Below are 14638 nucleotides of genomic sequence, written 5' to 3'. Positions count from 1 at the left end.
TTTGTTATATTGTTCAAATCGCGCCCAATTATAACAAAGAGAAAGCACAAGTAATTTCATATACAGTGCAACGTATTATAATAATTTTTATCTTTACGACTAATATTTTAGATTCAACAAATAATTGAATCTATTGGCTTATCTATAAGGGACCAAGGTCACAAAGACACATCAAGAACTTCTGTCAATACAAGTTGTTTCCCCTTGTTTTGGTTGGAAGATCTCCATCATGGGTTCAATTTGACCATTACCCCACACGACAAAGCCAAAGCACAATAAGGGGAGTAAGAGATGAATAAGGGATTTGAACGTACCGAGCTTGCCGCGTTGAATCGCTGTGGGTCTGAATACTTTGACGCCTTTTGGTGGGAACTGACCTTCGATCAAACCACGTACGCCAAGTGGCAACATCAATACCGCAGCAAGTAAAAACACGGACAGTGGCACCCAAAAGAACAGTATGTGAACCAGAAGTTCTAAGCCCTGCATACCGAACACTTCATAGCATTCGGGCGCTTCGACGACTGCTTGCAGCAGAGGCTCTCCCTTAAGCTTAAACAGCACGCCAACTAGAAGACCAAATACACCAGCGATAGCGACTCTGATGATCTTTTCTTTTTTGCTGTACTGCGGCGCGTATTCCTTCATGCCCTTTCCTATCAAGATAAAAACCGAGAAAGTTAGCTTAAGAATGGCACGCCAGAGTGCAAATGCGTGCTTGGCTTTTGGGACACACAATGGCGAATAATGAAACAGAAAGAAAACAGCCTCAATATCGCTATTGAGGCTGTTGGAAAGTTCACGAGTCCGGTTTAATCGTCGAACAACAAGTTGATTGCAATTGCCATCAAAACTAAGCCTGAGATTGGCAGTAAGACACCCAATGGTGAGCGCTCGATGTAAGGCAAGTTTTCCGCAATCAATAAGCCCCATTCAGGTTCTGGCGGTTTAACGCCAAGTCCGATAAAGCTCAGAGAAGTCAGACTGAGCGTAATGTATGGCAAACGTAGAAACGCGTGACGAATCAATGGCGGCAGCACGTAGGGCAACAAGTAGTAGCGGAGTACTCGCCACTGACTGGTTCCCCAAATGGGCGCAAGATGCGTATAAGGCTGCGCTTTGGCTTCCATCAACAAGCTCGCACAGTGCGCCGCTAATGGTGCCCACGACACCATAACAATCGCAATCAAAGCGCTGTTTGGGTTCATCCCCGTTAGACCAGCAATCAGCAGACCCGCCACAATGTATGGCACACCTTTGGTGATCTCAATTAAGCCTTGGCTATAACGAGTCACGAAGCCGAGCAGCAAACCAATAACCAAACTTAGGAACGTCGCGATGATGCCCATTTTGATTGTCGACATCATACCGCCGCCAACACGAGCAAGCAGATCTCGACCAACGGCGTCGGCACCAAACGGTGCTGCTAAGCTTGGCGATTCAAGGCGGGTAAATTGGATGGTGTAAGGATCGCGCATTAACGCCCATCCTGCACAACCAATCAGCAAGGCAAAGATCGTGGCACTGACGATACGTTTGGTGGTGTTTTGGGTAAAACGGAACGTGCTGTGACTGCTGATCAACTTGCCACTCGTGACACTGTGCCCGAGTAACCAGCGTTGCAATAAGATGCTCGCACTGCTAATCAACATAGAGAACACCAGCAACACCAACAAGCCACCTTGCAGCATCGGCAGATCTTGTGACTTCGCTGCGCCTAAGATTAGTCGTCCGATACCCGGAATAGAAAACACTTGCTCCACAGCAACCGCGCCGCCGGTTAAACCAATCACCGTCATTGCGATTTGAGGAATCAAGTTACTAACGGCACGCCACAAGGCAAAGCGTAAGATTTGAAACTTACTGACGTTCGCCGATAGCCAAGTGATCACCCAAGGCTCATCTAATACACGCTTGAGGCTGTCATTGAGCAAGCGCCCGAACAAGCCAGCAGCAGGTAATGCCATTGCCAAACTTGGTAACCAGAGGTTTTGCACGCCTTGCCAACCATAAGGTGGGAACCAACCCAACCAGATGGAGAACACCATGATCAGCAATGAAGCAATCACGTATTCAGGCAATGAAACCAACACCGAACTGAGCGTGTCATGATGTTTGTCTAAACGATTCTGTTGCCAACGACGCACGGTGTAAAGCACGCTCGCCATGCACATTACAAATGCCATGCCTAGCGCTGTAAGCATCAGTAATAGTGACGTTTTTGCGGTTTGTTGAACGCTCTCCATGACGGACGCCCCGCTCACCCAAGAGACACCTAAGTCACCTTGCATGGCAAGCGTCAACCAATCCCACAGTCGCTCAGCAGCGCTGCGGTCAAGTTGAAGATCTTCTCGAATTGCTTGCAGAGCTTCTGCCGTCAGCAATTGTTGAGCACCCGCACGGGCACGGAGGATTGATTGGCTTGGGTCGATACCCGCAATATCCGGCATCAAACCCACCAGCACAACCACTACCCCGAGTGATAGGAAGCGCGACAAAAAACGCGTAAACCATTCAGGCATACAAGCGCTCCAACGAGAGCGCATGTTGGCAACAGACGACATCGAGTTAGTTCACCTCAGTAAACTGGTCGATCAGGCGACGCTCACGTGGGTCACGTTGTGCATTCTTCACGCGATCACTCTCACCTTGGATTACACGCTCGTGAAGCAGTGGAATCACAGCGTATTGCTCAAGGATTTTGCTTTCTGCTTCGATGATCGCTTGTTGGCGTTTCTCACCCAATGGCTGACGATCAGCGTGTTTCAATGCTGCGTCCACTTCTTCAGAGCAGAACTGACCTAGGTTGTAAGAACCTTTACAGCTAAAGTCACTTTGCATGTACGCCACTGGGTCACCAGAATCCAGCACTGTTGCACGTGACAACAAGAACGCATCGAACTTACCTGCTAGTGCATCGTTTTCGATTTGTGCGTATTCACGAACGTCTAGCTCAACCACAAAGCCAGCCGCTTCAAGTTGTTGCTTTAGTAGCACCGCCACTTCTGGCAACTCTGCACGGTCGGTAAACGTACCAATGGTGATCTTTTCACCATTCGCGTGGCGCATTTCCATGGTTTCCATACGAGGGTTCGCATCACGAATTGGTTGAGCCCATGCCAATGCTGGACCTAAAAGACCTTTCGCTGAATCGGCGTGGTTCTCGTAAACCGTTTTGATGATTTGCTCACGGTTAACCGCTTGAGCCGCTGCTTTACGCAAACCAAACTGGCTAAACACATCAGATTTGTTGTTTAGGTAAAGCGTGTTGGTACGTGGCATTGCGACTTCGTGCAGCTGTGAAGATTCCATCATCGCGATTTGCGAAACAGGAACGGCTTCAACGACATCCGCCTCACCGGTACGCAGTGCAGCAGCACGAGCAAAACCGTTTGGTACGTATTCAGCAAAAATGCTGTCTACTTTCGCTTTTTCGCCCCAGTAACCATCAAAACGTTTCAGTTTCGCGCTGGTTGTCCCGTTGATTTCTGTCAGAACAAATGGACCCGTACCCGCATTGATTGGCACAACACGACCGTTTTCTTGGTATGCAGCACCAGAAAGGATCGCTAACTGTGGGCTAGATAGACGGCTTGGCAACAATGGATCGTTAAAGGTCGTTTTGATTTCAACAGTGAAGTCGTCCAATGCGCGAACTTGCCATTCGATACCATCCAAAATGCGTGGCTTTGGTGCGGCATCTAATGCTTTTTGTAGAGAGTTCACAACCGCGTTGGCATCAAGGTCAGAACCATCGTGGAATTTCACGCCCTTACGTACCGTAAATTGCCACGTCATCGGATCAACTTGTTCCCACTCTGTTGCCAGCATTGGCTCTGCTACCGACTGATCGTTGAGGTTCACTAGCGTTTCTGCTGTGCTCCAACGTGACAGTTTGAACGCGTCATCTGAGAGTGGCGACAAACCTGTGCGTGGTGGTTGCATCATGGCAACGCGAATTTCCGTTGCTTGCGGTGCAGCTGCTTTTTCCGCTTCTGGCTTGCTTTCGCCAGAGTCAAAACAACCCGTCAGCAGTGCGCTTAAAGCCAGCGACAAAGCTAACTTGGGAGTACTAAGGTGCATAAGAAACCTCTCCAATGGTTTTTGTGAATTCATTACTTTTGTGTTGAGCGCTCATCAAGGCTCTCGTGATCAAGTGTGATGGGTTATTTGTCACGTTCTGTGCTGTGCCGTGCTCGACAACACGTCCTTTGTCTAACACTAGGATTTCATCGCATAGGGTTTGTGCCGCATCGAGGTCATGCGTCACCAAAATCAGGCGCATCTGACGACTCTTTTGAATGCCTGCCAACAGGTCAAGAATCTGTTTACGACTGACGGGGTCTAGGCTGCTGGTTGGCTCATCGGCAACCAACACACAAGGCTCAACAATTAAAGCTCTAGCGATAGCCACACGTTGCGCTTGCCCAACCGATAACTGCTGCGGGTTACGATCCAACAATGTGAGATCCAAACCGACATCCGCCAACACCTTTTCCACCTTCTCGTTAAGCTCTTGCGTTAAACCAATGTTGCTTAGCGGTTCGAGTAAGATCTGGCGAACGGTGTAATACGGATTCAAGCTAGACTGCGGCTCTTGCGGGATCAGTTGAATGTGCTGACACAACTCTTGTCGCTGCTTAGCCGAGCTACGCGATAGCGGATAGCCACACACATACACTTCACCAGATGTGGGCTTACGAAGACCGAACAAAAGCTCAATCAAGGTCGATTTACCCGCACCAGAAGGACCAACAATCGCAATATTCTTTGTGTCGATAGCAAGATCCAATTGTTCAAGCGCTTTAAACGGTTTACCCCCTAACCAACTTGGTTTGGAGTAATAGTGAACACTGGCTTGCTCAAAGCGAACTTCCGCCGATTTAGGCTGCGTGTGCCCGCTCAAGTTGTGCTTAGTCAAAATAGGCTCCAGAGATGAGGTTAAGGCAGCAGTTGCGCAAGTTGTTGGCAGAAAGGATGCGAACTTTGCTGAATGGCTTGCCATGGTGCGCCATAAGCCACCATGGTGTTGTCCGCAATCACCAAGACTTTGTCACACGCCAAAGCCGCAGACAGATCGTGTGTGATCAACAAACCACTGATGTTGCGTTGCTGAACACTACTGCGAAACAACTCAAGGATCTCCGCTTCGGTGATTGGATCGAGCGCACTGGTGGGCTCATCAGCGATGATCAAGTTGGCACTACCAAGCAATGCAATGGCAATACAAATACGCTGACGTTGACCACCAGATAGCTGGCTTGGATGCTGCGCTAATGCTGCTTTTGGATCCGCAAATCCGAGTTGAGACAACAAGGTCGTAACCGTGTCTCGGTTTGCTAAAGACAAGCGCGTTTTGTTGCCCGTCAATGCCAAACACAGTTGTTGTTCAACAGACGCCAATGGATTCAGTGCTTTGAGTGCATCTTGGAAAATGACCGCGGGACGCTGTGATTGACTCCGTTGCAGCATGGCAGTTTGTGCGACTTCACTGCTGTTAAGCTGGATACTTCCGTCTACCCAAATATCAGACGGCAAAAAACCTGCGACGGCTTTCGACAACATGGATTTACCAATGCCGGAAGGTCCCATAATGGCAAGAACTTCACCTTGAAACAGCTCAAAAGAAATGTCTTTGAAGAGTGTGCGTTCTGAGTCTGTAAGGCTGAGATTATTAACGGAGAGTATTGGTTGAGAAATCACGACACCAACTAAATGTAACAATATAACATAACAATAGTATCACGCAGGTCTGAGCAAGAAAACAACTCAGAGGGGTTATTTCATCACCTTTTTCACGCTTTTATCAGCAAGGGCAGATGGCTCCGCCCTTGTGGTAGCGCATCTAAATAACCGAGTTTGTAAAACCGTGAATTACTGACACTTTTGTTTGACTTGATCGAGGTATGGAAACAAGAAGACAAAGCGTCCAACGTAGAACAAAGTGAATGCCAACCACAAACCGTGATTGCCCCAATATTGCACCGCAATAAATTGAGTCACTAAGAACAACACCATGGTTAGGAAGGTAGAGTTACGTACTGGTCGCGTCGTCCCTGTGCCAGTAAAGATGCCGTAAAACGTAAGCCCAAAACCAGCAACCAACGGGAATGCCAATAACCAAGAGCTCATGTTTAGATACAGCTCAACAAGGTTTGGCAAAGTGGTAAACAACGTCACTAATTGGTGTTTGAACAGCACCAACAGCAAGGTCAATACAACAACGAACGCCGCGGTCCATTGTGTGTTTAGCTTAATCACGTTATCAAGCAATGTCGGATTCTTCTGCCCTACGGCTTTACCTGCAAAGACGCTCGACGCATTCGCCACACCATCGAACATGTAGCTGACGATGAAGGTCACTTGCATCAAGATTGCGTTCGCCGCGAGCACATCAGAACCTAGTTGAGAACCTACACGCGCCATCATGTTGAAGAACACCAGTAGACACACCGTACGAAGCAGCAGATCCATATTGGAAGACGCGATAACTTTAAGATCTTTACGCGTCATTTTCGCGGTTTGAATGTAATCAAACAGTGGGAAGCGACAAGTTTTCAGCACCAGCACCGCACCAATAACAAACGTCGAGATTTGCGCAATAAGTGTCGCCACCGCAACACCAGCAATGCCCATATCGAAGTACAACACAAATACGATATCCAGCACGATGTTCAGCACGTTACCAAACACTTGCGTGAACAAGGTTTCTTTGGCTTTCGCCTGCCCCATCAACCAACCAATCACGGTGTAGTTCAGCAGCACAAACGGCGCACCAAAGATCATGATATCGAAGTAAATCTTCGCGTTTTCTGCCACGACGGCATCAGGGGAGATAATCAGCTCTGCCCCCATCCAAATCACGGACTGCAACGCAATGAAAATCAAGCCAAGGCAGAGCGAAAGCACGAAAGGACGGAATAAGCTGCTCGCTTGATCTTCTGGGCTATTTTTACCTAATGCAATTGCACTTTGCCCGGTAGTACTGACGCGGAAAAAGCCAAACAGCCAATACAAGGTATTCATGATAACGGTGCCGATCGCCACACCACCAATCATCTCAGCCACACCGAGTTTACCGATCACCGCGGTATCCACCGCCCCCAATAATGGTTGGGTAACCGTAGAAACAATGAAAGGAAATGCGATTTTAAAATAGTCTTTATGAGTCAGATTCATTCTTGGTTAAACTCAGTTTCAAATGGGATTTCTAGGTAGCCAGCGGCTTCTAGCAGTTCTTTCGTATATGGGTCGCGTACGTGCTTGAGATTACGCATATCATCAACGCGTTCAACAATCTGACCGCCTTTAAAAAACATCAAACGATCACACAAGAAACTCGCTACCGCAATATCGTGAGTGATAAACAGGTATGAAATATTGCGCTCTTGTTTGAGCTTTTGTAGCAAGTCGAGGATCTGTACCTGAACCGACACATCAAGCGAACTTACCGCTTCATCAAGCAGGATGAATTTAGGGTTCGGTGCGACTGCACGCGCAATACAAACGCGCTGCAATTGACCGCCGCTCAATTGATGCGGATAGCGTTCCAGCATTTCTGCTTTTAGCCCGACCTCTTCGAGCAATTGAACCAATAAAGCTTCGCGCTGCGCTTTGCTCATTGCTTCAGTAATCAGCGGTTCATTAATGATTTCACGTACAGTTAAGCGTGGATTCACCGAGGTATTGTAATCTTGAAAGACCACACTGATGGCTTTGTGTGTCGGTAAGCTAGCAATCGCTTCGCCTAGTACCACCTCACCACTGTCGGCAGATTCCAAGCCTAAAACAACTTTGCCCAAGGTGCTTTTTCCGCTGCCTGATTCGCCAACGATACCGACACATTCGCCTTCATTTACGGTAATCGACACACCATTGAGAACATGCTGATAGCTTGGGAACAACCAACTGTCATCGTTTTTGAAAGCCTTAGTGACTTTTCGAACATCAATCAGCATTAGGCACTCTCCATCACGGATTTAAAACGATTAATCAACGCCATACGGGTATCAACTAAATAACGTGTGTGCTCGCTTTGTGGGTTGGTAAACACTTGCTTGGTGTCGCCATATTCCACGACCTTGCCTTGATTCATCACCATCACGTTATCGGCAATGTGCGAAACCAAACTTAAATCGTGACTGACGAAAATCAGGCTCGTGCCAAACTGCTCTCGTACAAATTGCAGCTCTTTGATGACCTCTCGTTGTGAGATGTAATCGATCGCTGTGGTTGGTTCATCGGCAATAATCAGCTTAGGTTTTAGCACTAAAGCCAGCGCCACCATGATGCGTTGCAGCATGCCACCACTCAGCTCGTGCGGGTATTTCTTCAATAAAGATTGCACCGATTTTAAATTCACTCGGGTGAGCACATCGCAGAATAACTCGGTCGCATCTTTACTGCTCATCGCTGAGTGCTGTTTAATTGTCTCGACGGCTTGGTTACCAATCGTGAACAGCGGGTTGAACGCCGTCATTGGGCTTTGCATGATCATCGAGATTTTCTCACCACGCATTTGGCGGCGCTGCTTTTGCGGCATCGAGAATAAATCTTCGCCCTCAAAAATAGCCTCGCCAGAGATAGCAAAGTGCTCGCCCAACAAGCCGTTAATCGCATTACAAGTTAAGCTTTTACCACTGCCCGATTCACCTAAAATGCCCAAGCATTGGTCTTCTTTCAGCGTGAAACTGACGTCAGAAACCAATTCACGATGAGTAGGTTTCTCCAATGTCACAGCAAGATTCTTCACTTCTAACATCATCGTTGCTCCGTTCTTGGGTCTAACACATCGCGCAGTGAGTCACCGAGCAAGTTACAGCACGCTACCACCACCATAATCGCCGCGCCCGGAATCAACATTTGTTCAGGGTTAGAGAACAGCACTTCTTTGGCATCGCTAAGCATTGCGCCCCACTCTGGTGTCGGCGGTTGAATACCCAGTCCCAAGAAAGACAGGGTTGAAATACTTAGGATGATCCACCCCAAGTCCAAGGTAGCGAGAATAATAACCTCAGCAGCAATATTCGGAGCTAAATGCTTGCGGAAGATGAAGCTTTGCGGTGTTTTTACCGTGCGCGAATACATGATGTAGTTCTGATGATTAAACGCGATCACCGAGCTACGCACGATGCGTACATACCATGCGATCTTGGCAATGAAGTTCGCCACGATGATGTTAGTGATGCCCGGTCCCATGATGCCTACGATACTTAGCACGATGATTTCATAAGGAAAAGACAACATGACTTCACAACCACGCATGATCAGAGCATCGACTTTGCCACGCACATAACCAGAAACAACACCAATAAAGCCACCGACCAAAGCGGTGATCACCATGGTCAGCAAGGAGTAGTAAAGCGTGGTGCGAATACCAAAAAGAAGGCGTGAGTAAATACAACGACCTAAATGGTCAGTGCCCAGCGGGTAATCCGCCGACATTGGCATCAAGGTGTTAATAACATCGGCTAAGTTTGGATCGTGCGGCGCAAGATAAGGCGCAAATGCCCCCATCAAACAAATCACGGTAAGAATGAACAAACAAGCGACAACGGTTTTGTTGCTAAAGAGACGTTGCATCATTGGTTGTTACCTCCTGATTTCAAGCGAGGATCCACTACCGTATGTAAGATATCGATCAGTAAGTTCGATACCACGAACAAGCTGCCCATCACCAAGATGTAAGCTTGAATGATTGGGTAATCTCGATTGAAGATTGCTGCGAGTGCAAGACGCCCTAAGCCCGGAATGGCGAAGATGCTTTCGATGACTACGGTTCCTGCGATCAATCGCACGATACCAATACCCAAAGCCGTCATAGAGGTTTGCAGCGAGTTCTTAAGAAGGTGTTTCCACACCACGCGATATTCGGGAATGCCACGCGCTCGGGCGTAAACCACGTAGTTGTGATTCATCGAGTCCAACATCGAGTTGCGGATCAGACGAATGTACGTTGCCACATACGCCATACACAACGTAATTGATGGCAGAATAAAATGACTGAAGGTCGATGCCCCGCTGCTTGGCAGCCAGTACATGTAAATTGAGAAGAACCAAATCAGAATAAACGCGAGCCAGAAGTTTGGCATCGCTGTGCTGGCGAAGATAAACACTCGCACAATGCGATCAAACCAGTGGTCTTTATACACCGCACTGAGCACACCCATCGGAATACTCACACACACCAACAGAATCAGCGACAACCCAGCAAGCTTTAAGGTGTACGGGAAACTGCGCGCCAACTCTTCAGACACGAGGCGGTTGGTGTTGGTGTAAGACACACCAAAGTCGCCTTGTAATGATGCCACCAGCCAATTGGCGTAACGCACCAAAAACGGTTTATCTAAACCAAGCTCTTGGCGGATCTCTTCAATCGCCTCTGGGCTTGGCGTCGTGTCGTTAACACGCAATGCAACTTCGGCAGGATCAGCGGGAATGATATTGACCAAGGCAAAAGCGATAAAGGAGACAAAGAAAAGTGTCACGCTTGCACTTAGTAGCCGCTTGATTATGTATTTCGCCATGCAGATACTTTCTCTACGTTTTAGTTAGAAAAGTAAAAAGACTGACACCCAATTCAGAGTGTCAGTCGTGATACTTTAAGTCAGTGTTTTGTCCACCGACTGGTGAGGTTACTTAACAGACATACGTTGCAAAGGAATCTCAAATTGAGATGGGTTAAAGCCCACACCTTCTACACGTTTGTTGAAAATCGCGCGGTTTTGCTCGTAGCTGATCGGGATGTAGATCGCTTGCTCATGCAGTGTTTTCAATACGTAGGTGTAGTGTGCTTGGCGCTCGGTTTCATCAATCGCTTCTAGTGCTTCAAGGATGTTCTTATCGATTTCTGCTTTTTCAGGAATGCCCTGCTGCGCTGCATAATCGCCGTAAACCGGTTTACGCATACCACCTAGGAACGATTGAGGATCGTAAGGCGTACCCCAAGAGATGTTGAACGATAGGTCAAAATTACCTTGTTTCAAACGGTCACGGTGTGCCTGTTCTTCTTCACCAACAAGGTTCATTTTCAAACCCACTTTTGACCATTCACTTTGTAGGTATTGCGCGATAGTACGCTCAACCACTTTGTCGCTGTCGTAAGAAAGCGTGATTTCAAAAGGCTTACCGTTTAGCTTGCGCACTTTGCCGTCTTTCTTCCAACCTGCTTCATCCAGCAGTTTTTCTGCTTGAGCAACGTCGTATTGGTATGGCGTCAGCTTGATGTTTGCGTAAGGTACGTTTTGCGCCAATAGCGTGTCTGCTGGTTTTTCAAGACCTAGCATAATGCGCTCAGCAATGATCGCTTTGTTGGTTAGATGGCTCAACGCTTGGCGAACACGCGTATCACTCAGGCTTTCACTCGCTGAGTTCAGAATCAGCATACGTGTAGAAACCGGATCTGACAGGTTAGTGCCAAAACGTGGATCTTTTTCAAACTGTTTGAATGATTGCGCACTGATCAGCTGCAAACCGTAAACCATGTCTACTTCGCCACTGCGCAGTGACAACAGGCGCGATTGGTTGTCTGGGATCACTTTCGCGATAATCTTGTCAATCTGAGGCTTTTCACCCCAGTAGTTTTCATTGCGTTCAAACGTTGCACGTTGATCTACTACGTTGTCCGTTAGGACATAGCTACCCGTGCCGACGTAACAATTAGTGCCATCTTTGGTTGTGCCGTCTTTGAAACATTTTGGAGAAAGGAAACGGAACGGACGTGTCACACCAAGCTCAACAAGGAATGGGTAGTAGGATTCAGCAAATTCAACTTCGATGGTGTTATTGTCCACCACGCGAACACTCTCTTTACCTGACTTCTCGACTTCAACCATTAGGCGAATTGACTCAAGCCAAGTGTGGCGGTTTGCGTTATCTAGCAATGCATCAAAGTTTGCCTTCACGACGTTAGCGTCAAACTTTGTACCATCAGAAAAAGTGACGTCATCGCGCAGTTTAAATGTGTAGGTTTTGCCGTCTTCTGATGTGCTCCAGCTGGTTGCTAACCAAGGTTCAAGAACGCCGTTGTCACCAAGGTGAACCAAACCTTCGAAGATCAGGTTTTGCGCAAAAATCTCACCGCCATAAAGATGCGGGTTAAGGTCGCGAATGTCGCGGTAATTGGCAAACGTCAGTGTGCTCTCTTCTGCAAAAGCACTTTGAATAGGAAGAATGGCAGAAGCAGCTACCGCAACCGCGGCGATCAGTTTTTTAGACGGCATAAACAAAACCTTTAAATGTTAATGATAATTATTATCTTTAATCATATTAATACTACAATAAGGGCAATAATCATCAAGCCCTTAATGGCATCAAACTGACTGTCATTGGCTCATACAAAAATAAGACAATGATTTAGATAGAAAAATATTTAGTTGTGCTCGTGGGCGTATCTGGCAAAGTCGCCAGAAAACATACCGAAAACAGCAGGCGTCAAGTCCCGCAATCTCGCTACTACGGCAGACGAACAGAAGTTTAAAGCTGATAGGAAATGAGCACGCAATTACGCGTGAGGGGGCGACCGAGTACGTGGTAGCTCATAAACATTGAGATGCGCTTCGGTCAGAATTGTATGATGATATTCTGGGGTTTGATTGACGACAGGCAATTCAAAATCGCTGCTGTGAACAGCCGTTTGAATCGCGTCATAGATTTCGCACTGATGTTGAAGATGCGTTTCCGGCTCCATTTCCAAATCGTGCACGATCGACAGCGTACTCAAGCCGACAGGCAGCATGAGCAGTGCGAGCATTAACAGCACATTGTTGGTAAAGCGAGAAAAGTAGTTCAAATTCCACATCCAGTGATGATGATGGGGCGAAATGTAACACCGCATTGCGTGCTAAATCTTTATCTAGATCAAGTTAACACCTTAAGTTTGAAAAATAATGAGAATTAATCTTACTTTCGATACATATTCATCAAACCTAGCCATCTCTCCTCAAACAGGCAAATCCTTGTAAAATTTAGTGATAAAAAATCAACCGCGTTCAAATCACCAAAATGTTATGTTATAACAACTCCCACTTTTCATATTGCTTCACACATAGGTAATCGGATGTCCATTTTTGGATCGTTTTCTCTTTCTAGATTACGCCTAACTCTTACTGCTTTCTCACTGCTGTTTTCTTGTTTTGTCCACGCCCACCCTCATTCTTGGGTGACGATGGAAACCCAAATCAATATCAAAGAAGATAAGATTCAATCGCTCTCAATGAACTGGGAGTTTGACGCCATGACCACGGCTTACATGCTCGCGGGAGAGAAACTCACCGACGAAAATCGAGATGAAGTGCTTTCGACACTCTCTAGTCAGGTGATTTACAACCTGTTATCAAGCCATTACTTCACCTACTTTTATGCCGACGATGAACCGATTCGCTACAAGATGGTGGAAGAAGGGTCTATCGAGATGAATGGTGCAAAAGCAACATTGAAGTTCAATCTTGAACTCGCTAAGCCCACCAGTATCTACACGCCTGATCTGCGTCTGCTTATCTTTGATCCAAGCTACTTCGTAGATATGAGTTGGGAACACAAGCACGCCATCACCATCAATAAGCCTTACGCTGATCGTTGTCATATCGACGTGGTTGAACCAAACCCAACACCTGAGCAAGTGACTTACGCGATGTCACTCTCTGTTGATGCCGATCCAGATAACGAACTCGGTCAGCTATTTACCCAAAAAGCCCTCTTCACCTGTGAGCCGGAGGAGAACTAATGGGAAACTCGTTAGTCTTCAAACGCGGTCTGTTCGCAGTATTCGGCTTAGTGCTATTAGCCATTACTCTTCATATTTGGAATCACTTCCCTGCTTACTGGATGCAGTTGATTCGGCTTCAACGTGACACGGTAAACTCGCTCAGTGAATATCTGATGCTCATCAGTCAAGGGCAACTGTTGTACGGTTGGTACTTGTTGGGCTTCAGTTTTCTGTATGGTTTGCTGCATTCGGTTGCCCCTGGACACGGCAAAACAGCAGTGACGTCAATGAGCCTGATTCATGGCTACCGTCGCCGACAGGCGCTTGTTTTGGTCGCGATTATTGCCGCCCTGCAAGCCGCGAGCGCGTGCATTCTTTTCGTGATTACCGCCAAGATTGCAGAGCAGTTTGCTTTCAGCCTTTCTGATAATGTTCGTCTGCTAACGCAAGGTTGTGCGGTTTTTATTATTCTACTGGCGCTGAAAGAGTTTGCGTCGGTGGTTAAACGCCGCATCAAGCAAACACCCTCTCAAGAAGATGATGATTCCGCAGATTCTAACGGCAATATTTCATGGAAAGCACTACTGCTTATTGGCTTTCGCCCTTGTACTGGCGCGGTGCTGGTTCTGTTTCTCTCTAACATGTTAGGCAGCTTAATGTGGGGCATGGTCGCGACATTTGTGATGGCTTTAGGAACAGCAATGACCAACTCGATATTGGTGTTCAACGCTTTAACGATTCAACGCCAAATGAAAAACCACAGCGCCAAACCCAATGCCAACTTGAGCGATACGCTTAACCTTGTTTTGGCAGTTACTATGGTGGCATCGGGTTTCATTCTCTATAACTTTGCCAGTGTGGCGGGATTGCAGAACTTCGTCAGATAAGTGCCGACAGCAATAAACGCAAAAGCCCCAACACTTGGTTGGGGCT

At 47.2% G+C, this 14638-nt stretch carries 14 protein-coding genes; 2 read left to right on the top strand and 12 right to left on the bottom strand.

Annotation, left to right across the window (positions count from 1 at the left end):
* Nucleotides 1-171 precede the first annotated feature (171 nt).
* From NL647_RS12230 to NL647_RS12175, 12 genes are all read right to left on the bottom strand, one after another.
* Nucleotides 172-648 carry a hypothetical protein gene (locus NL647_RS12230; RefSeq protein WP_253650204.1) on the bottom strand — a complete coding sequence of 159 codons (477 nt, stop codon included), beginning with the start codon at nt 646-648 and terminating at the stop codon, nt 172-174.
* A 164-nt stretch (nt 649-812) separates the two neighbouring features.
* Entirely contained in the window at nt 813-2522 is a 1710-nt protein-coding gene (locus NL647_RS12225; RefSeq protein WP_252044944.1) for an ABC transporter permease subunit, read from the bottom strand.
* 46 nt (nt 2523-2568) lie between these two features.
* Nucleotides 2569-4083: an ABC transporter substrate-binding protein gene (locus NL647_RS12220; RefSeq protein ID WP_005441857.1), complete on the bottom strand. Its 1515-nt coding sequence runs from the start codon at nt 4081-4083 to the stop codon at nt 2569-2571.
* A complete protein-coding gene (locus NL647_RS12215; RefSeq protein ID WP_009698234.1) occupies nt 4073-4921 on the bottom strand; it encodes an ABC transporter ATP-binding protein in 849 nt (282 codons plus the stop codon). The genes NL647_RS12220 and NL647_RS12215 overlap by 11 nt, the downstream gene beginning before the upstream one ends.
* A gap of 20 nt (nt 4922-4941) precedes the next feature.
* Nucleotides 4942-5703 (bottom strand): ATP-binding cassette domain-containing protein, encoded by a 762-nt coding sequence (locus tag NL647_RS12210; RefSeq protein WP_017819105.1) that lies wholly within the window; start codon nt 5701-5703, stop codon nt 4942-4944.
* A gap of 171 nt (nt 5704-5874) precedes the next feature.
* Nucleotides 5875-7179 (bottom strand): MATE family efflux transporter, encoded by a 1305-nt coding sequence (locus tag NL647_RS12205; protein ID WP_253650203.1) that lies wholly within the window; start codon nt 7177-7179, stop codon nt 5875-5877.
* Entirely contained in the window at nt 7176-7958 is a 783-nt protein-coding gene (locus tag NL647_RS12200) for an ABC transporter ATP-binding protein (protein ID WP_253650202.1), read from the bottom strand. The genes NL647_RS12205 and NL647_RS12200 overlap by 4 nt, the downstream gene beginning before the upstream one ends.
* Nucleotides 7958-8764, bottom strand: a complete 807-nt coding sequence (locus NL647_RS12195; protein ID WP_053052876.1) for an ABC transporter ATP-binding protein — start codon at nt 8762-8764, stop codon at nt 7958-7960. Before NL647_RS12195 ends, NL647_RS12200 begins: the two co-directional genes overlap by 1 nt.
* Nucleotides 8761-9585 carry a nickel/cobalt ABC transporter permease gene (opp1C, locus tag NL647_RS12190; RefSeq protein WP_253650201.1) on the bottom strand — a complete coding sequence of 275 codons (825 nt, stop codon included), beginning with the start codon at nt 9583-9585 and terminating at the stop codon, nt 8761-8763. Before opp1C ends, NL647_RS12195 begins: the two co-directional genes overlap by 4 nt.
* Nucleotides 9582-10526: a nickel/cobalt ABC transporter permease gene (gene opp1B, locus NL647_RS12185; RefSeq protein WP_038866927.1), complete on the bottom strand. Its 945-nt coding sequence runs from the start codon at nt 10524-10526 to the stop codon at nt 9582-9584. Before opp1B ends, opp1C begins: the two co-directional genes overlap by 4 nt.
* Before the next feature lie 108 nt (nt 10527-10634).
* Entirely contained in the window at nt 10635-12221 is a 1587-nt protein-coding gene (gene nikA, locus NL647_RS12180; RefSeq protein WP_253650200.1) for a nickel ABC transporter substrate-binding protein, read from the bottom strand.
* A 281-nt stretch (nt 12222-12502) separates the two neighbouring features.
* Nucleotides 12503-12799, bottom strand: coding sequence for a DUF2607 family protein (locus tag NL647_RS12175; RefSeq protein WP_038866925.1), 297 nt, complete (start codon nt 12797-12799; stop codon nt 12503-12505).
* 258 nt (nt 12800-13057) lie between these two features.
* Between NL647_RS12175 and NL647_RS12170 the strand changes: the two genes are divergently transcribed.
* Both NL647_RS12170 and NL647_RS12165 read left to right on the top strand, forming a co-directional pair.
* Complete coding sequence (locus NL647_RS12170) at nt 13058-13723, top strand: DUF1007 family protein (protein WP_080992764.1); 666 nt, start codon at nt 13058-13060, stop codon at nt 13721-13723.
* On the top strand, nt 13723-14592 hold the full coding sequence (locus NL647_RS12165; protein WP_253650199.1) for a nickel/cobalt transporter: 870 nt from the start codon (nt 13723-13725) through the stop codon (nt 14590-14592). The genes NL647_RS12170 and NL647_RS12165 overlap by 1 nt, the downstream gene beginning before the upstream one ends.
* Nucleotides 14593-14638 lie beyond the last annotated feature (46 nt).

Source organism: Vibrio sp. Y29_XK_CS5 (assembly GCF_024181835.1).
Lineage (GTDB): Bacteria > Pseudomonadota > Gammaproteobacteria > Enterobacterales > Vibrionaceae > Vibrio > Vibrio harveyi.
The sequence above is the reverse complement of the archived record's forward strand: the minus strand, read 5'-3'. Positions and strand labels throughout refer to the sequence as shown.

What these genes read in the sequence shown, in the direction of transcription:
- opp1C (WP_253650201.1), bottom strand. Translation starts at nt 9,585, where the DNA reads ATGATGCAACGTCTCTTTAGCAACAAAACCGTTGTCGCTTGTTTGTTC.
- NL647_RS12200 (WP_253650202.1), bottom strand. Translation starts at nt 7,958, where the DNA reads ATGCTGATTGATGTTCGAAAAGTCACTAAGGCTTTCAAAAACGATGAC.
- NL647_RS12230 (WP_253650204.1), bottom strand. Translation starts at nt 648, where the DNA reads ATGAAGGAATACGCGCCGCAGTACAGCAAAAAAGAAAAGATCATCAGA.
- nikA (WP_253650200.1), bottom strand. Translation starts at nt 12,221, where the DNA reads ATGCCGTCTAAAAAACTGATCGCCGCGGTTGCGGTAGCTGCTTCTGCC.
- opp1B (WP_038866927.1), bottom strand. Translation starts at nt 10,526, where the DNA reads ATGGCGAAATACATAATCAAGCGGCTACTAAGTGCAAGCGTGACACTT.
- NL647_RS12195 (WP_053052876.1), bottom strand. Translation starts at nt 8,764, where the DNA reads ATGATGTTAGAAGTGAAGAATCTTGCTGTGACATTGGAGAAACCTACT.
- NL647_RS12220 (WP_005441857.1), bottom strand. Translation starts at nt 4,083, where the DNA reads ATGCACCTTAGTACTCCCAAGTTAGCTTTGTCGCTGGCTTTAAGCGCA.
- NL647_RS12225 (WP_252044944.1), bottom strand. Translation starts at nt 2,522, where the DNA reads ATGCCTGAATGGTTTACGCGTTTTTTGTCGCGCTTCCTATCACTCGGG.
- NL647_RS12170 (WP_080992764.1), top strand. Translation starts at nt 13,058, where the DNA reads ATGTCCATTTTTGGATCGTTTTCTCTTTCTAGATTACGCCTAACTCTT.
- NL647_RS12175 (WP_038866925.1), bottom strand. Translation starts at nt 12,799, where the DNA reads ATGTGGAATTTGAACTACTTTTCTCGCTTTACCAACAATGTGCTGTTA.
- NL647_RS12165 (WP_253650199.1), top strand. Translation starts at nt 13,723, where the DNA reads ATGGGAAACTCGTTAGTCTTCAAACGCGGTCTGTTCGCAGTATTCGGC.
- NL647_RS12205 (WP_253650203.1), bottom strand. Translation starts at nt 7,179, where the DNA reads ATGAATCTGACTCATAAAGACTATTTTAAAATCGCATTTCCTTTCATT.